The sequence below is a fragment of the Pseudomonas guariconensis genome, assembly GCF_024127895.1.
GTDB classification, from domain to species: Bacteria; Pseudomonadota; Gammaproteobacteria; order Pseudomonadales; family Pseudomonadaceae; genus Aquipseudomonas; species Aquipseudomonas guariconensis_B.
In genome coordinates this window covers 177,825-198,386 of record NZ_JAMYBK010000001.1, presented here as the reverse complement: position 1 = coordinate 198,386, position 20,562 = coordinate 177,825, and the positions used below count along the sequence as shown (strand labels likewise).

The window sequence follows — 20,562 nt, the reverse complement described above, 5'->3', positions numbered from 1 at the left end:
TCAAATACCGCCGGCGGTGAGTTTTTCAGGGTCCAGCAGCGCCTCCAACTGGTCGCGCGACAGGTCAGTGTGCTCCAGCGCCACGTCGATGATCGGGCGCCCCTGCTTGTAGGCAGTCTTGGCGATCTCGGCGGCCTTCAGGTAGCCGATGATCGGGTTCAGCGCGGTGACCAGGATCGGGTTGCGCGACAGCGCCTCCTTGAGCTTGGTCTCGTTGATCTTGAAGCTGGCGATGGCCTTGTCGGAGAGCAGGCGGCTGGCGTTGGCCATCAGCTCGATGCTCTCGAGCAGGTTGCGAGCGATGACCGGCAACATCACGTTGAGCTCGAAGTTGCCCGACTGCCCGGCCACGGCGATGGTCGCGTCGTTGCCGATCACCTGGGCGGCGACCATGGCAGTGGCCTCCGGGATCACCGGGTTGACCTTGCCCGGCATGATCGAGGAGCCCGGCTGCAGGGCCTGCAGCTCGATTTCGCCGAGGCCGGCCAGGGGGCCGGAGTTCATCCAACGCAGGTCGTTGGCGATCTTCATCAAGGCCACGGCGGTGGTCTTGAGCTGGCCGGACAGGGCCACGGCGGTATCCTGGGAGCCGATCAGGGCGAACAGGTTGTCACCGGGGGTGAACTCGACCTGGGTCAGCGCGCTGAGCTGGCGGGCGAAGCCCGCGGCGAACTGCGGATGGGCATTGATCCCGGTGCCCACTGCGGTACCGCCCTGGGCCAGCGATTGCAGGCTCGGCAAAGTCGCCTCGATATGCGCCTGGGCAGCCTTGACTTGGGCAGCCCAGCCACCGAGGACCTGGCTCATGCGCACCGGCATGGCGTCCATCAGGTGGGTGCGGCCGGTCTTGACGTAGGCATGCACCTGGTCAGCCTTGGCTTCGATCACCTGGACCAGGTGACGCAACGCCGGTAGCAGTTGCTCGTGCAGGGCCAGCGCGGCGCTCACGTGGATGGTGGTGGGGATGATGTCGTTGCTGCTCTGACCGCAATTGACGTGGTCGTTGGCATTGACCTTGTCGCCCAGCACGCGGCTGGCCAGGGTGGCGATCACCTCGTTGGCGTTCATGTTCGAGCTGGTGCCCGAGCCGGTCTGGTACACATCCACCGGGAAGTGCCGGATGAAATCCTCGGCCAGCAGTTGCTCCACCGCCTCGACGATGGCTGCGCCCTGCTCGGCGCTCAATTGCTCCAGCTCGACGTTGGCCTTGGCCGCCGCGGCCTTGGCCAGCAGCAGCGCGCGGATGAACTGGGCCGGCATGCGCTGGCCGCTGATCGGGAAGTTGTCGACCGCGCGCTGGGTCTGGGCACCGTACAGCGCCTGGGCCGGCACCTGCAGTTCGCCCATGCTGTCACGCTCGATACGGGTATCACTCATCATCAAGTCCTTGCATCAGTTCATCGGGAGAAATCGAAGGCAGCAGCACGCAATTGGCCAGTTGCAAGGCGTAGGGCTGCCAGCGTTGGTTCTGTTCGCGACGGTCGAGGTTGCGCAGGTCGAGCAACGGACGCCAGGCCTGGTCCAGGCACAGGCAACGCCAGTGCCAGGGCAGCATGCGGTCGCAGGCGGTATCCAGGAGCAGGCGGAACGAGGTCAGGGCCACCGTCCAGGGCGAGGTTTCGGTACAGCACACCAGGTAGCGGCCTTCGGCCAGGTAGTGATCGATCAGCCGGGGCTCGTCGGGTTCGAGGGCACAGCGGATGCGCCGGCTGAGCCAGCGCCAGTTTTCCAGGTAGGGCAGTTCGTGGAGGACGGGTTTCATGAACATCATCGCCGGGTTACTGGATAATGATATTCATTATTAAGTGATAAATAGAATCACTTCAAGAGCAAGGCGAAAACCAACGCCTCGCGCGCCGTGAAAAATCGGCGCGACGACGTGATGATGCTTATTCGAATGTGCCCAATGAAGGGGCTGCTAGGCAGCCCCAATTGACATCACACAGATTGAGGTTCAACTACCCGCCACGGTCATCCGCTCGATCAGCACCGAGCCGCTGTGGATGTTGCTGCGGGTTTCGATATCACTGCCAATGGCGACGATTTGCTGGAACATGTCCTTCATGTTACCGGCGATCGTCACTTCCTGGACCGGGAAGCGGATCTCGCCATCTTCCACCCAGAAGCCCGCCGCGCCGCGCGAGTAGTCACCCGTCACCATGTTCAGCCCATGGCCCATCAGTTCGGTCACCAGCAGGCCTCGGCCCATGCGCCGGATCAACGCCGCCTGGTCCTCCACACCATGGGTGACGAACAGGTTGTGCACACCGCCGGCATTGGCCGTGCTCGGCAGGCCCAGCTTGCGGCCCGAATAGGTCCCAAGGAGATAGGACACCAACTCACCTTTGTCGACGAACGGCTTGGCATAGGTCGCCAGGCCGTCACCATCGAACGCGGCGCTGCCCAGGGCCCGCGGCAGGTGCGGACGCTCGTCGATGGTCAGCCAGGTCGGGAACAGGCGCTGGCCGATGGCACCGTCGAGGAACGACGACTTGCGGTACAGGTTGCCGCCGGAAATGGCCGACAGGAAGCTGCCGAACAGGCCGCCCGCCAGCTCGGCGGAAAACAGCACCGGCACCTCGCAGGTCGGCACCGGACGCGCGCCAAGGCGGCTGGCGGCACGCTGGGCGGCACGCTGGCCGATGCTGCGCGGGTCGGCCAGCAAGTGGCCCTGGCGATTGACGTCGTACCAATAGTCACGCTGCATTTGCCCCTCGCCCTCGGCGATCATCACGCAACTGAGGCTATGGCGGGTGGAGGCATAGCCGCCGATGAAGCCATGGCTGTTGCCATACACCCGACAACCCTGGTGGGTATTGAGGGTGGTACCGTCGGCGTTGCGGATGCGTGGGTCGGCCTCGAAAGCCGCCGCCTCGCAGGCCAGCGCCTTCTCGATGGCCTGCTCGGGGCTGATGTCCCAGTCGTGGTAAAGGTCGAGGTCGGGGATATCCCGGGCCATCAGCGCCGCGTCGGCCAGCCCCGCGCAATTATCCTCGGACGTATGCTGGGCGATGGCCAGGGCGGCGGCCACGGTCTCGCGGATCGCCTCCGGGCCGCTCGCCGAGGTACTGGCCGAACCTTTGCGCTGGCCGACATACAGGGTGATGCCAAAGCCCTGGTCGCGATTGAACTCGACCGTTTCGACTTCACGCTGACGTACCGTGGTGGACAGGCCCTGCTCCAGCGACACCGCCACCTCGCAGGCGCTGGCACCCTGGCGGCGCGCTTCGGCGATGATCGCTTCGACCTGTTCCTGCAACGCCGGCAGGTCCTTGGGGCCTACGCTCTGGACTGCACTCATGGTTCTCTCCACTCAAAATTCTGCGTACGGCTTGGGTCATTCTACGACCGGACCGGACAAGCGGCCCCCGACTGGTTATCATGGCGGCGTTTTCCAGCGGACTGCCACCATGGTTGATTCTTACGACGACGCCTTCGACGGCGAAAAAAGCAAAACCCAGATCAAGCGCGAACTGCACGCGCTGGTCGAGCTCGGCGAGCGTCTCACCACGCTCAAGGCCGACACCCTGGCGCGCCTGCCCTTGACCGATGGGCTGCGCAAGGCGCTGGCCGAGTCCGTCAAGCACACCGCGCATGGCGCCCGCAAACGCCACATGTCGTTCGTCGGCAAGCTGATGCGCGACCAGGACCTCGACGCCATTCATGCCGTGCTCGAGCAGATCGACAGCTCGAGCCGCCAGTACAACGAACGTTTCCACAACCTCGAGCGCTGGCGCGACCGACTGGTCGATGGCACCGATGAAGACCTCGAGCGCTTCATCAACGAGTACCCCGAGGCCGATCGCCAGCACCTGCGCTCGCTGATCCGCCATGCCCAGCACGAGAAGGCGCGGAACAAGCCGCCTGCCGCCGCGCGCAAGGTCTTCAAGTACATCCGCGACCTCGACGAAACCCAGCGCGGCCTGCGCTGAGGCCCGTCTCGGGGCTGTCACGCAGCCCCTCGCGGGAACGGCTGCGTGTCGCGAAAGGACTGCATGGCGGCCCCGACTTTTTCACGCTCCCGTACCACCCACCGTGATGGCATCGAGTTTCAGGGTCGGTTGGCCAACGCCGACCGGCACCGATTGCCCATCCTTGCCACAGGTTCCCACACCACTGTCCAAGGCCAGGTCGTTGCCGACCATCGACACTCGGCTCATGGCCTCCGGGCCGTTGCCGATCAGGGTCGCGCCCTTGACTGGCGCGGTGATCTTGCCGTCCTCGATCAGGTAGGCCTCGCTGGTGGAGAACACGAACTTGCCGCTGGTGATGTCCACCTGCCCACCGCCGAGGTTGGCGCAATACAGGCCTTTCTTCACCGAAGCGATGATCTCCTGCGGATCGCTGTCTCCGGCCCGCATGTAGGTGTTGGTCATGCGCGGCATCGGCAGGTGCGCGTAGGACTCGCGGCGCCCGTTGCCGGTGACGGCCATGCCCATCAGCCGGGCATTGAGCTTGTCCTGCATGTAGCCCTTGAGGATGCCATTCTCGATCAGCGTGGTGCATTCCGTCGGCGTCCCTTCGTCATCGACGCTCAGCGAACCACGGCGGCCTTCCAAGGTGCCATCGTCGACGATGGTGCACAGCGTCGACGCTACCTTTTCACCGATGCGCCCGCTGTAGGCCGAGCTGCCCTTGCGGTTGAAGTCGCCTTCCAGGCCATGCCCCACCGCCTCGTGCAACAGCACGCCGGACCAGCCCGGGCCGAGCACCACCGGCAAGGTACCCGCCGGTGCCGGCTTGGCCTCGAGGTTGACCAGCGCCTGGCGCAGCGCCTCTCGGGCATAGCCCATGACCCGCTCCTCGGTGAAATAGCGGTAGTCGGTACGCCCACCGCCGCCCTGGCCACCTCGCTCGCGCCGGCCGTTCTGCTCGACGATCACGCTGACGTTGAAGCGCACCAGCGGACGTACGTCGGCGGCCAGGCTGCCATCAGCGGCAGCCACCAGGATGCGTTCCCAGACCCCGGCCATGCTCACGGTGACCTGCTGGATCCTTGGGTCCAGGGCCCGGGTGGCAGCATCGACACGCTTGAGCAGCTCGACCTTTTCCGACCTGCTCAGCACGTCCAAGGGGTTGTCCGCGGCATACAGGGGCGTCACCTCCTGGCTGCGAAACGCCTGCACACGGCCCTCCTGGCCGGCACGGGAAATCGAGCGGGCAGCACGAGCCGCCGAGGTCAGGGCCTCGAGGTTGATCGCGTTGCTGTAGGCGAAGCCGGTCTTCTCGCCAGATTGGGCCCGCACGCCCACGCCCTGGTCGAGGTTGAAACTGCCTTCCTTGACGATGCCGTCCTCCAGGGCCCAGGTTTCCGAGATCTGGCCCTGGAAATACAGGTCGGCGGCGTCGATACCGGGGCCGGCCAACTCGCCCAGCACAGCCTGCAGGCTGTCCAGGGTCAGTCCGCCCGGGGCCAGGAGCTGCTCGCTGACGGTGGATAACATCTGGCTCATAGTCACTCCGAGGTGTGCGCAGGCCGCAAGGCGTCCTGCGAGAAAAAGCGCCGGTGCAAGGCGACCGGCATTCGCGCCCGTATGGACGCCTGTTCATCGATATCGCGCTCGGCCAGCAAAACGCCTTCGCCGCGCGCCTGTTCGGCGACGATCCGCCCCCAAGGGTCGATGATCGCCGCATGGCCGTGGGTTTCCCGCGGCCCTGGATGGGTGCCGCCCTGGGCCGCGGCCAGCAGGTAGCACTGAGTTTCGATGGCCCGGGCGCGGATCAGCACCTCCCAGTGGGCCGCGCCGGTCACCGCAGTGAAGGCCGAGGGCGCACTGATCAGCTCTGCCCCGGCAGCGCGCAGGGCGCTGTACAGCTCGGGGAAACGCAGGTCGTAGCACACCGAGAGGCCCAGACGCCCCACCGGGGTGTCGGCGACGACCACCTGGCCGCCATGGGCATAGTCGTCGGACTCCCGGTAACGGCCACGGCTGTCCGCGACATCCACGTCGAACAGGTGCAGCTTGTCGTAGCGCGCCGCCAGCTCGCCATGCTCGTCGACCAGCAGCGAGCAGGCGTGGGCCTTGGCATCGGGCTGGCCGACCGGCGGTAACGGCAGGGTACCGGCGACAATCCATAACCTGAGGTCGCGAGCCGTGCGTTTCAACCATGGCAGGATCGGCCCCTCGCCCATGGCCTCGGCCCGGCCTAACGCGGCCGCATCGCGCCGGCCCATGGCGGCGAAGTTCTCCGGCAGCACTGCCAACCTGGCGCCGCCGAAGGCAGCCTGCTCCAGCAGGGCCGTGGCACGTTGCAGGTTGGCCAGCACATCGTCCTGGCTGACCATCTGGATGACCGCTGACTTCATTGATGTTTCTCGAAAGGTTTCACAAATGTGATTCTAGGCTCTTTCCATGGGCCCTCGATGCGGTAGTGCACGCTGGCGAAGCGGGCCACGCGATCGCCGATCAGGCGGTCGACCAGGAACAGCGCGCCACCGACTGCCGGCGCCCCGACGATCAGTGCGGCCAGGGGCAGGTTGTTGGTCACCGGCAGGGTCACCTGCAGGTTGGCATCGACCCGGTCGCGGACCATGTCCAGGGTGCCGTCGAGTTCGAAATTGCTCGATGGCCCGGTGATGGTGATCGGCTCACGGGTCACGTAGACCCCATTGCTGGCCACCAGCAGGCCCTTGAGCCGATCGTAGGCCAGGCCCTTGTCGAACAGGTCGGAGAAGTCCAGGCGCAGGCGGCGGCCGATGGAGTTGAAATTGAGCAGGCCGAACACCCGCAGGGCCTGGGCACTGCCCTCCACCTCTATGAACTGGCCACTACGCAGGGCCGCGTCGAGGCTGCCGGAGAAGCGCTGGAGACCGACCCAGGCTGGCGAGCCCGGCCAGCGGCCATCCACGTCGAGGCGGAAGTCGCGGCTGGTGGCGGTCGGGGCAAAGCCCCAGCCCTTGAGCACCTCGGCAAGGTTCTTGCCCTCCAGGCGCCCCTTGTACCAGCTGGCGCTACGCCCCGGCTCGCCCTCCCAGCCACCGCTACCGCCAATGCGCAAGCCCTTGAGGTCGAGGTCGATATCGTTCAGCGAAACGCCACGCGCAGTCGGCCGCAGCTTCACCGCTGCGCGGCCGTACAGGTCGTCGCCGCGGAACAATTTGTCGATGGTCAGGTCGAGGGACGGCGCCTTGCGCGGATCGAAGGAAGCCAAGGGGTCAGGCGCATCCTCGGCCTGGACCTGGGCCGGGTCGGCCGCGGGCAGGCGCAGGGTCTGCAGGCGCACGCTCATGGGCGCGGCCTTGGCATCCGGGATGCGGGCATTGCCGATGACCTCCCGGCTGTCCAGGCGCAGGTCCCAGGCCGCGCTTCCCCGGGCCAGGCGAACCACAGCCTGGTTCAGGTCCAGGCCGAAGGCCTTCAGTTGACCGATGCTCAGGTCGACGCCCAGCAGGTTCTGCCGGGCATTGTCACCCGGCGCCTGGCCGGCGAAGCGCTCCAGTTGCTGCTGCCAGGGCGCCACGTCCAGGCTTTCGAGCCGGCCACGCACGCGCAGGCCCTGGCCGGGGGGCAGCAGCGCATTGCCGCTGCCGAGCAACAGTTCGCCACGGCCCTGGGCCAGCTTGTCGGCCGGCGCGGCATAGGCCAGGCGGGCCAGGTCGGCATAACCGGCGTCGAAGCGTCGTTCCTCGCCCTGCAGGGTCATGCTGAAGCGGCTGTCACGGGTGTCCGCCGCAGCCTTGCCGAACGGTGCCGGCAGGTCGATGGCCAGCCCCTTGAGCGTGGAGTTGACCGTCAACCGGTTGTCGCGGGCGCCAAGGCTCAGTCGCAAGCGGTATGGCAGGTCGCCCGAGGCCGGCAGCGGCTGCCCGAACTGCAGCCAGTCGGTCAACGTCTTGAGCGCCACCTGGCCGCTGGCATCGATACGGGTCTGCATCTGACCGGGCCGGCCTTCGGCGACGATCTGCGCGGTGACCGGCTTGCCGAATGCCTGCAGGCTGATGCCCTTGCCACTCAGGCCCTTGTCCAGGTCGAAGCTGAAGTCGCCCTTCAGACGGCTCAGTTCCAGGGTCGGCGGCGCCACCTTGAGGCGGGCATTGGCGGTGGCGAAGTCCACCCGCACCTTGGGATGCAGGCCATGGGCCAGGGGAATGTCGAGCTTGACCTTGCCCTTGAGCGGCCCCTCGCCTTCCCAACCGGCGAAGATCTCGCCGGTACCGATCGGCGCTTGCTGGAGGATCTTCAGGCCATCGCCCAGATGGCCATCGAAGTCGCCCTCCAGGTACAGGTGGCTGTGCTGGTCGCCTTCGACATGGGGGATGTCGACGCTGACGTCGCTGACCTGGGTGTCGAGCAGCAAGCCACGCTTGGCCTTGATGCGCACGCCGCTGTCCTCGATGTAGACATCGCCATCGACCTGCTGCACCTGCGGCCAGCCAGGCTGGAAGTCCAGTGACGCATCGCGCACCTTGAAGAACAGGCTGATGCTGCGCGCCTGCGGCGGCGCACCATGGTTCAGCGAACCCTGGTACTGGAAGTAGCCTTCGTCGACGGTGCCCTTGACGATAGCGCTGCGCAGCCACTCGTCGACCGCCGGGCTGAGCACCTCGGGCAGGTACTTGGCGGTGTAGCGCCCGTCGCCTTCGGTCAGGCCCACGCGCAGGTCCATGTAATCCTCGCGCCCTTCCTCGAACAGTAGGCGGATGAGGAAGTCGGCGGCAATCTTGCCCTCCTCCCCCAGCACCTTGATATACGGCGCAACCAGGGTGAAGCCGTCCTTGTCCAGTTGCCAGGTGAGCCGGGCGTTGGCCTTCTGGTAGTGCCAGGGTTTGGCGAAGATCGGGTACAGGTGCAGCATGAAGGCGTCGCTATCCAAGCGCAGCTCGCCGTGTCCGAGGTCGCCGCTGATGCTGCCGTTCACGTTGCCGGCCGCCGGCGCCCCGTGATAGGCGTCGAAACCGACCTTCTCCAGGTTGGCGGCGAAGCTCAGACGCTGGTCGCCCTCGGCCTTGGGGCGGATGTCCAGGCGCACGTTGCGCAGGGCACCGGTCACCTTGAGGGCATCGACCACGGTCATGACGTTGTCCGGCAACGGTGCCAGGGCGTCGACCAGCGGTGTCAGCGGCGTCAGGTCGAGGCGATCGGCCTGGACCTGCCAGTTTTCCTGGCTCGGATCAGTGCCTGACCGCTGTTGCAGTTGCAGGTGGGTTTCCCAGCGGGTCTCGCCGATGCTGGCCGCGAGCGAGTCCACGGTGACGTCGAAGCCGTCCTTGCCCCGCCGAAGCCAGGCGTTCAGGGCAAGGTTGTCGAGGGTGACGGCCTTACGCCCGACGTGGGCGCCCTGCAACTGCGGTGCATTGAGGCGGGCCACCGCGCGCTGCAGTTGTCCTTTGTTCCAATCGATCCAGAACTCGCCACCGGCGCGCAGCGTCGTGGCCTGCCACGGCCCCAGCAGGCGCGGCGGCAACCAGCGGGCCCAGTCGCTTTGCGGCAGGCTCAGGTAGGCCTCGAGCCGACTGTCGCGCCAGTTGCCGGGTACGGCACGACCACGCAGGCTGGCGGCCAGGGGCTGGCCATCGGGCAGGGTGGCCCGCAGGTCCAGCACCTGGCGCGAGGCGCCGGCGCGCAAGCCCGCACTGACGTAGGTGAGGGTCAAGGGGTCGCGTTGCCAAGGGTGGAGGGTGACCTGGCTGTCGAACACATCGATGCGGCCCAGTTGCCCCAGGCTGCGCAGGACCTGCGCCGGATCCGCCGGGGTGTCATCCTTGCGTGGCAGGCCTTCGAGCACCCAGGCGCCCTGTTCGTCCTCGCGCAGGATCAGTTGCAGGCCGCCGAGCTGGACGTTCGCCAGGCGCAGCTCGCGCGCCTTGAGGCTGGCCCACAGGTCCGGCACCACCTTGACGTCGTCCAGGCGCAAGGCCGCGGCGTCCTCGCCCAGTTGCAGGTCACGTACCTGCAACACTGGCGCCAGGCCGCTCCAACGACCTTCCAGGGCACCGATATGTACCGGCAGGCCCAGGGCCTGCTCGGCCTTGATCTCGGCGTCGGCACGGTACTCGGCCACCAGGGGGGTCAATTGCCGGCCGAGGCTGACATACAGCGCCACCAGCACCGCGAACAGGGCGCAGAGCCCCAGCCCCCAACGGGTCAAGGCGATCAGAACGCGGGTCAGACGTCCCATGGCCATGGCCCTCCAAGTCGTGCCTTAACTATGGCTCGGTGCCGTGGCTTTGCCAGTGCGTCCGAGCGCCGTGGGTGTTCATAACGCGTCAGAGCAACACCACATCGTACTGTTCCTGGGAATACATGGACTCCACCTGGAAACGGATGGTTCGGCCAATGAAAGCCTCGAGCTCCGCGACGTTGCCAGATTCCTCGTCGAGCAGGCGATCGACCACCTTCTGGTTGGCCAGCACCCGGTAACCCTCGGCCTGGTAGGCCCGGGCCTCACGGAGGATCTCGCGGAAGATCTCGTAGCACACGGTCTCGGGTGTCTTCAGCTTGCCACGCCCCTGGCAGGCGATGCAGGGCTCGCAGAGCACCTGCTCGAGGCTCTCGCGGGTGCGCTTGCGGGTCATCTGTACCAGGCCCAACTCGGTGATGCCGATGATGTTGGTCTTGGCATGGTCGCGCTCGAGCTGCTTCTCCAGGGTCCGCAGGACCTGGCGCTGGTGCTCTTCGTCCTCCATGTCGATGAAGTCGATGATGATGATCCCGCCGATATTGCGCAGGCGCAGTTGCCGGGCGATGGCGGTGGCCGCCTCGAGGTTGGTCTTGAAGATGGTTTCCTCGAGGTTGCGGTGGCCGACGAAGGCGCCGGTGTTGACGTCGATGGTGGTCATCGCCTCGGCCGGGTCGACCACCAGGTAGCCGCCGGACTTGAGCGGCACCTTGCGTTCCAGGGCACGCTGGATCTCGTCCTCGACGCCATAGAGGTCGAAGATGGGCCGCTCGCCCGGGTAGTGTTCCAGGCGGTCGGCGATCTCAGGCATCAGCTCGCCGACGAATTGCGTGGTTTTCTGGAAGGTTTCCCGGGAGTCGATGCGGATCTTCTCGATCTTCGGGTTGACCAGGTCGCGCAGGGTACGCAAGGCCAGGCCCAGGTCCTCGTAGATCACCAACGGCGCACCGCAGGTCTTGATCTGGCTGCCGATCTGCTCCCACAGGCGGCGCAGGTAGCGGATATCCTGGAGAATCTCTTCGGCGCGGGCGCCCTCGGCGGCAGTGCGCAGGATGAAGCCGCCGGCATCGCGGATATCCTCCTGCTCCATGCAGTCGCTGACCACCTGTTTGAGGCGATCGCGCTCGGCTTCGTCCTCGATCTTCAGGGAGATACCGACATGACTGCTGCGCGGCATGTACACCAGGTAGCGCGACGGGATCGATAGCTGGGTGGTCAGGCGTGCGCCCTTGGTGCCGATCGGGTCCTTGGTCACCTGCACCACCAGGGCCTGGCCCTCGTGGACCAGCGCGGTGATGGTCTCCACCGCCGAACCTTCGCGCTGGGAGATCTCCGATGCGTGGATGAAGGCGGCGCGCTCCAGGCCGATGTCGACGAAGGCCGCCTGCATGCCCGGCAGCACCCGCACCACCTTGCCCTTGTAGATGTTGCCGACGATGCCGCGGCGCTGGGTGCGTTCGACATGCACCTCCTGCAGCACGCCGTTTTCCACCACTGCCACGCGTGACTCCATCGGGGTGATGTTGATCAGGATCTCTTCACTCATGGCAGGCTCTCGTCAAAGGTCTCAGGTAATGATGGATCGCTGGCGGATAGCTGGCTAGCGCGGTGCTGAATCCTCATGTTGCTGCCAGCAGGCGATGGCGAATTGCGCCAGCAGGTCGGCCGTCTCGCTCAAGGGCAGACCGACCACCGCCGAATAGCTGCCGACGAGGCTCGTGACGAAGACCGCCCCCAGCCCCTGGATGGCGTAGCCACCGGCCTTGTCCAGCGGCTCGCCAGTGGCCCAGTAGCGCTCGGCCTCCTGCGCACCGATGGCACGCATGCGCACGTTGCTCGCCACACAGGCGCTCAGGCAACGCTGGTCATCGCTCAGGGCGACGGCGGTGAGTACCTGGTGTTCACGATTGGAAAGCTCGGCCAGCATGGCCAAGGCGTGTTCGCGATCTTGCGGCTTGCCAAGGATGCGACCATCGAGCACCACGGCGGTGTCGGCGCCCAGCACCACCCCTGGCCCGCTTACCTGGGCCAGCCCGGCTGCGGCCTTGGCCCGGGCCAGGCGCTCGACGTACTCGGCCGCGCCTTCGCCAGGCCGCGGGGTCTCGTCGATGGGTGCACTGACGGTGGTGAACGGCACGCCGATCTGGGTCAGCAGTTCACGACGGCGCGGCGAGCCAGAGGCCAGATACAGCGGAATCATGTCGACATCTCCCTGTCAGCGGCGATGATGGCCGTCAGTTGATGTGCAGGCGGCGGCGCAGATCGCGCAGGGCGAAGCTGATCCATGGCCAGAGCAACGCGCTGATCACCGCCGGCCAGACCAGCGCCAGGGTCGGCAAGCGATTGCCGGTCAGGGCGCTGAGCCACAGCTGGATCAGTTGGGCGATACCGAAGATCACCAGGATCACCAGGCTCTGCTGCCACATGGGGAACATACGCAGGCGCTGTTGCAGCGACAGCACCAGGAAGGTGATCAGGGTCAGGATCAGGGCGTTCTGACCCAGCAAGGTGCCATACAGGACGTCCTCGGCCAGGCCCAGGACGAAGGCCGTGGTCATGCCGACCTTGTGCGGCACCGCCAGGGCCCAGAAGGACACCAGCAAGGCCAGCCACATGGGCCGGAACACTTCCATGAACTGGGGCATGGGCGACACGCTGAGCAACAGGCCGATCACGAAGGTCAGCCAGATGGCCCAGCCGTTCTTGCTGCGCGAACCTGCCATCATTCTCTCCCGGGGGTATTCGGCGCCGCGGGGGCCGCTGCCGGGCTGGCAGGGGCCGCGCCTGGGGCGGCGGGGGCGGGGGTTGCCGGCGCGGCGGGTACGGCGCCCGGCGTGGTGGCGGACGGGGCAGGCGTGCCCTGCCCACCGTCGCCCGTGGCCTGGCCGTTGCCTGCCGCATCCTTGCGGTCAGCCTCTTCCTGGGCGATCGCCGCCTCCGTGGCACGCTGTTCCGGCGAACGCCGGTCGCTGAATACCAGCAGCATGTAGCGGCTACGGTTGAGCGCTGCGGTGGGAATGGCGCGGACGATGGCGAACGGCTGGCCGGAGTCGTGGATCACCTCGTTGACCGTGGCCACCGGGTAGCCGGCCGGGAAGCGCTGGCCCATGCCGGAGCTGACCAGCAGGTCGCCTTCCTTGATATCGGCGGTGTCGGCCACATGACGCAGCTCCAGGCGCTCCGGGTTGCCGGTGCCGCTGGCGATGGCGCGCAAACCGTTGCGGTTGACCTGCACCGGGATGCTATGGGTGGTATCGGTCAGCAGCAGCACCCGCGAAGTGTAGGGCATCAGCTCGACCACCTGGCCCATCAGGCCACGGGCGTCGAGCACCGGCTGGCCGAGGAACACGCCGTCGCGCTCGCCCTTGTTGATCAGGATGCGATGGGTGAAGGGGTTAGGGTCGACACCGATCAGCTCGGCCACCTCCACCTTCTCGTTGACCAGCGCCGAGGAGTTGAGCAGCTCGCGCAGGCGCACGTTCTGCTCGGTCAGGGCCGCCAGCTTCTGCAGGCGCCCCTGCAGCAGCAGGGCCTCGGTCTTGAGTTTCTCGTTCTCGGCGATCAGTTCGGTGCGGCTGCCGAACTGGCTGGCCACGCCCTGAAACAGGCGTTGCGGCAGGTCGGTGACCCAATAGGACTCCATCAGCACCAGCCCCATCTGGCTGCGCACCGGTTTGAGCACGGCAAAGCGCGAGTCGACCACCATCAGCGCGACCGACAGCACCACCAGCACGAGCAGACGAACGCCCAGCGAAGGGCCCTTGGAGAAAAGCGGTTTAATGGGCCGTTCCTCGTGGACGACGTTTCAGGAGGTCATTGGACATGGGGCAATGCACCGGCCTGCTTGCGGGTTGACGGAAACGACGCCCGGACGGACGCCAGCCAAGCACATACAGGTAGCACTGCGGGTGCTACCTGTAAACCGGGCGTTGACACTGCCAGGTGACGGACAGCGCCTGGGCTCACTCGCTGGAGAGCAGGTCCATGGCGTGCTTGTCCATCATTTCCAGCGCACGGCCACCGCCACGGGCGACGCAGGTCAGCGGGTCTTCGGCGACGATCACCGGCAGGCCGGTTTCCTGGGCCAGCAGCTTGTCCAGGTCGCGCAACAGGGCGCCACCACCGGTCAGCACCAGGCCGCGCTCGGCGATGTCCGAGGCCAGCTCGGGCGGCGACTGCTCCAGGGCGCTCTTGACCGCCTGGACGATGGTCGCCAGCGACTCCTGCAAGGCCTCGAGCACTTCGTTGGAGTTGAGGGTGAAGGCACGCGGCACGCCTTCGGCCAGGTTGCGGCCACGCACGTCGACTTCGCGGACTTCGCCGCCCGGGTAGGCGGTGCCGATTTCCTGCTTGATGCGCTCGGCGGTGGACTCGCCGATCAGGCTGCCGTAGTTGCGGCGCACGTAGGTGACGATGGCTTCGTCGAAACGATCGCCGCCGACCCGCACGGACTCGGCGTAGACGACGCCGTTCAGGGAAATCAGGGCGATCTCGGTGGTACCGCCACCGATGTCGACGACCATCGAGCCGCGGGCCTCTTCAACGGGCAGGCCGGCACCGATGGCGGCGGCCATCGGCTCTTCGATCAGGAACACTTCACGGGCACCGGCACCCAGGGCCGACTCGCGAATGGCGCGGCGCTCGACCTGGGTCGACTTGCACGGTACGCAGATCAGCACGCGTGGGCTGGGCTGCAGGAAGCTGTTCTCGTGGACCTTGTTGATGAAGTACTGCAACATTTTTTCACAAACGCTGAAATCGGCGATCACGCCATCCTTCATCGGACGAATGGCGGCAATGTTGCCGGGCGTGCGACCCAGCATGCGCTTGGCCTCGGTACCGACTGCGACGACGCTTTTCTGGTTGCCGTGGGTACGGATGGCAACGACCGAGGGCTCATTCAGGACGATACCGCGCTCACGCACGTAAATAAGGGTGTTGGCAGTCCCCAGGTCGATGGACAGATCGCTGGAAAACATGCCACGCAGTTTCTTGAACATGGGAAAGTGACCCTAGGCAAAGCGTGGGTAAAAAAGTGCGGCAAACTCTAACAATGGCAGGGATTTTGGGCAAGGAGCCAATATGTTAAATTGGCAGTTTTTCCGAGCACGCCAGCAGATGATCGCGGCCGTATGACCGCCAGAATGCCGGCATGTTCCTCATCGCGGACCCCATCCGTTCCGTTTCTCCTGGAGATCCCCATGGCGCTTCAACGCTGCGACGTGGAAAAGATCGCCCATCTGGCCCGCCTGGGCCTGAATGAAGGCGAACTGCCACGCATTACCGATGCCTTGAACAGTATTCTCGGGCTGGTCGACCAGATGCAAGCTGTCGACACCAGCGGTATCGAACCCCTGGCCCACCCCCTGGAGGCCAGCCAGCGCCTGCGCCCCGACCAGGTCACCGAAAGCAACCAGCGCGATGCCTACCAGGCCATCGCCCCGGCGACCGAGAACGGTCTGTACCTGGTTCCGAAAGTCATCGAGTAAGGGATAGAGCCTGCCATGCATCAATTGACCCTGGCCGAGATCGCCCGCGGACTCGCCGACAAGTCGTTTTCCTCCGAAGAGCTGACCGCCGCCCTGCTGGCGCGCATCCAGCAACTCGACCCGCAGATCAACAGCTTCATCAGCGTCACCGAGGAGCTGGCCCTGCAACAGGCCCGTGCCGCCGACGCCCGCCGCGCCGCCGGCGAGGGCGGCGCCCTGCTCGGTGCGCCGATCGCCCACAAGGACCTGTTCTGCACCCAAGGCATCCGCACCAGCTGCGCCTCGAAGATGCTCGACAACTTCAAGGCGCCCTATGACGCCACCGTGGTCGCCAAGCTGGCCGAAGCCGGCATGGTCACCCTGGGCAAGACCAACATGGACGAGTTCGCGATGGGCTCGGCCAACGAGTCCAGCCATTACGGCGCGGTGAAGAACCCGTGGAACCTCGAGCACGTTCCTGGCGGCTCGTCGGGCGGCTCGGCTGCCGCCGTGGCCGCGCGCCTGTTGCCGGCCGCCACCGGCACCGATACCGGCGGCTCGATCCGCCAGCCGGCGGCCCTGACCAACCTCACCGGCCTCAAACCGACCTACGGCCGCGTCTCGCGCTGGGGCATGATCGCCTACGCCTCGAGCCTCGACCAGGGCGGCCCGATGGCGCGCACCGCCGAGGACTGCGCCCTGCTGCTGCAAGGCATGGCCGGCTTCGATGCCAAGGACTCCACCAGCATCGACGAGCCGGTACCGGACTACAGCGCCGCGCTGAACGGCTCGCTGGAAGGCCTGCGCATCGGCCTGCCGAAGGAATACTTCGGCGCCGGCCTCGACTCGCGCATCGCCGACCTGGTCCAGGCCAGCGTCAAGGAGCTGGAAAAGCTCGGCGCGGTGGTGAAGGAAATCAGCCTGCCGAACATGCAGCACGCCATCCCGGCCTACTACGTGATCGCCCCGGCAGAGGCTTCCTCCAACCTGTCACGCTTCGACGGCGTACGCTTCGGCTATCGCTGCGAGGCGCCCAAGGACCTCACCGACCTGTACAAGCGCTCGCGTGGCGAAGGCTTCGGCGCCGAGGTGCAGCGGCGCATCATGGTCGGCACCTATGCCCTGTCGGCTGGCTACTATGACGCCTACTACCTCAAGGCGCAGCAGATCCGCCGCCTGATCAAGAACGACTTCATGGCCGCCTTCGAAGAGGTCGACCTGATCCTTGGCCCGACCACGCCGAACCCAGCCTGGAAGCTCGGCGCCAAGAGCAGCGATCCGGTCGCCGCCTACCTCGAGGACGTCTACACCATCACCGCCAACCTGGCGGGCCTGCCGGGCCTGTCGATGCCCGCCGGCTTCGTCGATGGCCTGCCGGTGGGCGTGCAGTTGCTGGCCCCGTACTTCCAGGAAGGCCGCCTGCTCAACGTCGCGCACCGCTACCAGCAAGTCACCGACTGGCACACCCGCGCCCCCAACGGCTTCTGAGGAATTCACACATGCAATGGGAAGTTGTGATCGGGCTGGAGATTCATACCCAGCTCGCCACCCAGTCGAAGATCTTCTCCGGCAGCGCCACCACCTTCGGCTCCGAGCCGAACACCCAGGCCAGCCTGGTCGACCTGGGGATGCCCGGCGTGCTGCCGGTGCTCAACCAGGAAGCCGTGCGCATGGCCTGCATGTTCGGCCTGGCGATCAATGCCCAGATCGGCAAGCGCAACGTGTTCGCGCGCAAGAACTACTTCTACCCCGACTTGCCCAAGGGCTATCAGATCAGCCAGATGGACCTGCCGATCGTCGGCAAGGGCTACCTGGACATCGCCCTGGAGGACGGCACCATCAAGCGCGTCGGCATCACCCGCGCGCACCTGGAGGAAGACGCCGGCAAGAGCCTGCATGAAGACTTCAGCGGCTCCACCGGCATCGACCTGAACCGCGCCGGCACCCCGCTGCTGGAGATCGTGTCCGAGCCGGACATGCGCAGCGCCAAGGAGGCCGTGGCCTACGTCAAGGCGATCCACGCCCTGGTGCGCTACCTCGGGATCTGCGACGGCAACATGGCCGAGGGCTCGCTGCGCTGCGACTGCAACGTCTCGGTACGCCCCAAGGGCCAGGCCGAGTTCGGTACCCGCTGCGAGATCAAGAACGTCAACTCGTTCCGCTTCATCGAGAAAGCGATCAACTACGAGATCCAGCGCCAGATCGACCTGATCGAGGACGGCGGCACGGTGGTGCAGGAAACCCGCCTGTACGACCCGAACAAGGACCAGACCCGCTCCATGCGCAGCAAGGAGGAAGCCAACGACTACCGTTACTTCCCCGACCCGGACCTGCTGCCGGTGGTCATCGAGGACAGCTTCCTGGAAACCGTCCGCGCTGGCCTGCCGGAGCTGCCGCAACAGAAGGTCGAGCGCTTCCAGAGCCAGTACGGCCTGTCGGCCTACGATGCCAACGTGCTGGCGGCCAGCCGCGAGCAGGCCGACTACTTCGAGAAGGTCGCCAGCATCGGCGGCGACGCCAAGCTGGCCGCCAACTGGGTGATGGTCGAGCTGGGCAGCCTGCTCAACAAGCTGGGCGTGGAGATCGACCAGGCGCCGGTCAGCGCCGAGCAGCTCGGCGGCATGCTGCTGCGCATCCGCGACAACACCATCAGCGGCAAGATCGCCAAGACCGTGTTCGAGGCCATGGCCGCCGGTGAAGGCGACGCCGACAGCATCATCGAGAGCCGCGGCCTCAAGCAGGTCACCGATACCGGCGCGATCGACAAGATGCTCGACGAAGTGCTCGCCGCCAACGCCGAGCAGGTCGAACAGTACCGCGCCGCCGACGAGGCCAAGCGCGGCAAGATGTTCGGCTTCTTCGTCGGCCAGGCGATGAAGGCCTCCAAGGGCAAGGCCAACCCGGGGCAAGTGAACCAATTGCTCAAGGCCAAGCTCGAAGGGTAATCGTTTTACCCCTGTAGCCCGACGAGGGCCCCGCCCTCGTTCACGGGACGAGCCCGCTCCCACAGGTTCCCCGCCCCCTGGGCCTTTCGGGAACCAGTGGGAGCGGGCTCGCTCCGCGATGGGCCGCAAAGGATGCAGTCTCGGAGCCTTCGACTTGACAAGACACGCCCTCAGCGCCCTGGCGCTCCTCTTCCTGCTGGCCGGCTGCGCCAGCCACGACATCGACCCCCGCGGCTACGACCAGTCCGGCACGGCCTCCTGGTACGGCTCACGCCACCACGGCAAGCGCACCGCCAGCGGCGAACCCTTCAACCAGCACGGCCTGACCGCCGCCCACCGCAGCCTGCCCTTCGGCAGCCGGGTGCGGGTCACCAACCTTGCCAACCAGCGCAGCGTGGTGGTGCGCATCAACGACCGCGGTCCGCACACTCGCGGCCGGCTGATCGACCTGTCGCGCGCCGCGGCAGAAAAAATCGGCATGCTCCGTAGCGGAACGGCGCGCGTCCGGGTACAAGGTCTGAGCAACTGAGCCGACAGGAGTCTCGACCATTTTCGACCTGGCCACCCTCCCCACCTTCAGCCTCCTGCAACTGGGCCTGGGCCTCGTGTTGCTGGTGATCGGCGCCGAGCTGCTGGTGCGCGCCGCCGTGCGCCTGGCCCTGCGCCTGCATGTACGACCGCTGATCATCGGCCTGAGCCTGGTGGCGTTCGGCAGCACCGCGCCGCAGCTCACCGTGAGCCTGCAGGCGGCCTACCAGGGCGCACCGGATGTCGCCGTGGGCAGCGTGATCGGCAGCAACATCTTCAATGTCCTGGTGATCCTGGGCCTGGCTGCGCTGATCATCCCGTTGCGTGTGTCCAGGCAACTGGTGCGCCTGGACATTCCATTGATGATCGTCGCCAGCGGCCTGGTCTACCTGCTGGCGGCCAACGGCCAGTTCGGCCGGTTGGAAGGCCTGTTGCTGCTGCTTGGCCTGCTGGGCTACCTGGGGATGCTCTGGCATCAGTCGCGCCACTACGCCCGTACCTACCCGGCGCCCGAGGCGGTACACACCAGCGCAGGGCGCTTCTGGAGCGCTGCGACGCTGCAGGTCCTGCTCGGCCTGGTTCTCCTGAGCCTGGCCGGCCACCTGCTGCTGGAGGCCTCGGTGGAGGTGGCCACGGACCTGGGATTGTCCGAGCGGATCATTGGCCTGACCGTGGTCGCCGTGTGCACCTCCCTGCCAGAGCTGGCTGCCGCCCTGGTGGCCGCCCTGCGCGGGGAGCGGGAGATCGCGGTGGGTACGGTGATCGGCAGCAACCTGTTCAACCTGCTGGCAGTGCTGGGGCTGACCGCGCTGGTTACCCCCGAACCGCTGTCGATCTCGCCCAACGCCCTGGACTTCGACCTGCCGGTGATGCTCGGGGTGGCCGCGCTGAGCCTGCCGGTGTTCTACTCCGGCTATCGAGTCACCCGCGCCGAAGGCCTGGTATTCCTCTGCCTGTACCTGGCCTATGGTCTGCACGTGGTGGCCTTCACCACTGGCATGCCGCTGGCCGGTCGCCTGGAAAAACTGATGCTGTTCTACGTGATGCCGGTGCTCGGGGTGCTCTTGCTGTACACGACCCTGCGCGCCTGGCGCCGCCAACACTAAGGAAAACAACATGGCTGACACACGCAAATCCGGCGAGCAGATCCGCCGCCAGGTAATGGGCGACGCCTTCGTCGACCGTGCCCTGGGCAATGCCACCGACTTCACCCAACCCCTGCAGGACTTCGTCAACGAGCACGCCTGGGGTAGCGTCTGGGCCCGCGAAGGACTGGCGCTGAAGACCCGCAGCCTGATCACCCTGGCCACGCTGACGGCCTTGAAGTGCCCGCAAGAGCTCAAGGGTCATGTGCGTGGCGCACTGAACAACGGCTGCACGGTGGAGGAAATCCGCGAGGCGCTGCTGCACTGCGCGGTCTATGCGGGGGTGCCGGCGGCGATCGACGCGTTCCGCGCGGCACAGGAAGTGATCGACAGCTACCCAGCCTGATTTTCGCGGCG

18 protein-coding genes are annotated in these 20,562 nt (G+C 66.3%); 7 read left to right on the top strand and 11 right to left on the bottom strand.

From position 1 onward, the window contains the following. The 3 genes from NJF35_RS00920 to pmbA all read right to left on the bottom strand — a co-directional run bounded on the left by NJF35_RS00920 (position 1) and on the right by pmbA (position 3,301). Positions 1-1,377 carry a class II fumarate hydratase gene (locus NJF35_RS00920; protein WP_253090589.1) on the bottom strand — a complete coding sequence of 459 codons (1,377 nt, stop codon included), beginning with the start codon at positions 1,375-1,377 and terminating at the stop codon, positions 1-3. After that, complete coding sequence (locus NJF35_RS00915) at positions 1,370-1,771, bottom strand: FagA protein (RefSeq protein WP_225787166.1); 402 nt, start codon at positions 1,769-1,771, stop codon at positions 1,370-1,372. Before NJF35_RS00915 ends, NJF35_RS00920 begins: the two co-directional genes overlap by 8 nt. 183 nt (positions 1,772-1,954) lie before the next feature. Next, positions 1,955-3,301: a metalloprotease PmbA gene (gene pmbA, locus NJF35_RS00910; RefSeq protein WP_253090588.1), complete on the bottom strand. Its 1,347-nt coding sequence runs from the start codon at positions 3,299-3,301 to the stop codon at positions 1,955-1,957. Positions 3,302-3,410: 109 nt separating this feature from the next. Between pmbA and yjgA the strand changes: the two genes are divergently transcribed. Continuing rightward, positions 3,411-3,932 (top strand): ribosome biogenesis factor YjgA, encoded by a 522-nt coding sequence (yjgA, locus tag NJF35_RS00905; protein ID WP_225787164.1) that lies wholly within the window; start codon positions 3,411-3,413, stop codon positions 3,930-3,932. A gap of 81 nt (positions 3,933-4,013) precedes the next feature. On the opposite strand, the gene tldD is transcribed toward yjgA, so the two are convergent. The 8 genes from tldD to mreB form a co-directional block, all read right to left on the bottom strand. Beyond that, the gene (gene tldD / locus NJF35_RS00900; protein WP_253090587.1) at positions 4,014-5,453 is read right to left on the bottom strand and encodes a metalloprotease TldD; all 1,440 of its coding nucleotides are present in this window, start codon (positions 5,451-5,453) and stop codon (positions 4,014-4,016) included. A gap of 2 nt (positions 5,454-5,455) precedes the next feature. After that, positions 5,456-6,307, bottom strand: coding sequence for a carbon-nitrogen hydrolase family protein (locus NJF35_RS00895; RefSeq protein ID WP_253090586.1), 852 nt, complete (start codon positions 6,305-6,307; stop codon positions 5,456-5,458). Then, a complete protein-coding gene (locus tag NJF35_RS00890) occupies positions 6,304-10,125 on the bottom strand; it encodes a YhdP family protein (protein WP_253090585.1) in 3,822 nt (1,273 codons plus the stop codon). Before NJF35_RS00890 ends, NJF35_RS00895 begins: the two co-directional genes overlap by 4 nt. A gap of 82 nt (positions 10,126-10,207) precedes the next feature. Next, on the bottom strand, positions 10,208-11,665 hold the full coding sequence (gene rng, locus NJF35_RS00885) for a ribonuclease G (protein WP_225787160.1): 1,458 nt from the start codon (positions 11,663-11,665) through the stop codon (positions 10,208-10,210). A gap of 54 nt (positions 11,666-11,719) precedes the next feature. After that, positions 11,720-12,319, bottom strand: coding sequence for a Maf family protein (locus NJF35_RS00880; protein ID WP_225787159.1), 600 nt, complete (start codon positions 12,317-12,319; stop codon positions 11,720-11,722). 34 nt (positions 12,320-12,353) lie between these two features. Further along, on the bottom strand, positions 12,354-12,842 hold the full coding sequence (gene mreD, locus NJF35_RS00875) for a rod shape-determining protein MreD (RefSeq protein WP_253090584.1): 489 nt from the start codon (positions 12,840-12,842) through the stop codon (positions 12,354-12,356). Continuing rightward, the gene (gene mreC, locus NJF35_RS00870; RefSeq protein ID WP_410900157.1) at positions 12,842-13,852 is read right to left on the bottom strand and encodes a rod shape-determining protein MreC; all 1,011 of its coding nucleotides are present in this window, start codon (positions 13,850-13,852) and stop codon (positions 12,842-12,844) included. The genes mreD and mreC overlap by 1 nt, the downstream gene beginning before the upstream one ends. Before the next feature lie 229 nt (positions 13,853-14,081). Continuing rightward, positions 14,082-15,119 carry a rod shape-determining protein MreB gene (gene mreB, locus NJF35_RS00865; protein ID WP_003255163.1) on the bottom strand — a complete coding sequence of 346 codons (1,038 nt, stop codon included), beginning with the start codon at positions 15,117-15,119 and terminating at the stop codon, positions 14,082-14,084. 201 nt (positions 15,120-15,320) lie between these two features. On the opposite strand from mreB, the gene gatC reads away from it, so the two are divergent. The 6 genes from gatC (at position 15,321) to NJF35_RS00835 (ending at position 20,551) form a co-directional block, all read left to right on the top strand. Then, positions 15,321-15,608, top strand: a complete 288-nt coding sequence (gatC, locus tag NJF35_RS00860; protein ID WP_225788658.1) for an Asp-tRNA(Asn)/Glu-tRNA(Gln) amidotransferase subunit GatC — start codon at positions 15,321-15,323, stop codon at positions 15,606-15,608. Between the two features lie 15 nt (positions 15,609-15,623). Further along, positions 15,624-17,075, top strand: a complete 1,452-nt coding sequence (gene gatA / locus NJF35_RS00855; RefSeq protein WP_225788657.1) for an Asp-tRNA(Asn)/Glu-tRNA(Gln) amidotransferase subunit GatA — start codon at positions 15,624-15,626, stop codon at positions 17,073-17,075. 11 nt (positions 17,076-17,086) lie between these two features. Then, a complete protein-coding gene (gene gatB / locus NJF35_RS00850; protein ID WP_253081373.1) occupies positions 17,087-18,532 on the top strand; it encodes an Asp-tRNA(Asn)/Glu-tRNA(Gln) amidotransferase subunit GatB in 1,446 nt (481 codons plus the stop codon). A gap of 118 nt (positions 18,533-18,650) precedes the next feature. Then, positions 18,651-19,061, top strand: a complete 411-nt coding sequence (locus tag NJF35_RS00845) for a septal ring lytic transglycosylase RlpA family protein (protein ID WP_225788656.1) — start codon at positions 18,651-18,653, stop codon at positions 19,059-19,061. Between the two features lie 61 nt (positions 19,062-19,122). Beyond that, positions 19,123-20,166 carry a calcium/sodium antiporter gene (locus NJF35_RS00840; RefSeq protein WP_225788666.1) on the top strand — a complete coding sequence of 348 codons (1,044 nt, stop codon included), beginning with the start codon at positions 19,123-19,125 and terminating at the stop codon, positions 20,164-20,166. A 10-nt stretch (positions 20,167-20,176) separates the two neighbouring features. Next, on the top strand, positions 20,177-20,551 hold the full coding sequence (locus NJF35_RS00835; protein WP_225788655.1) for a carboxymuconolactone decarboxylase family protein: 375 nt from the start codon (positions 20,177-20,179) through the stop codon (positions 20,549-20,551). Positions 20,552-20,562: the final 11 nt, after the last annotated feature.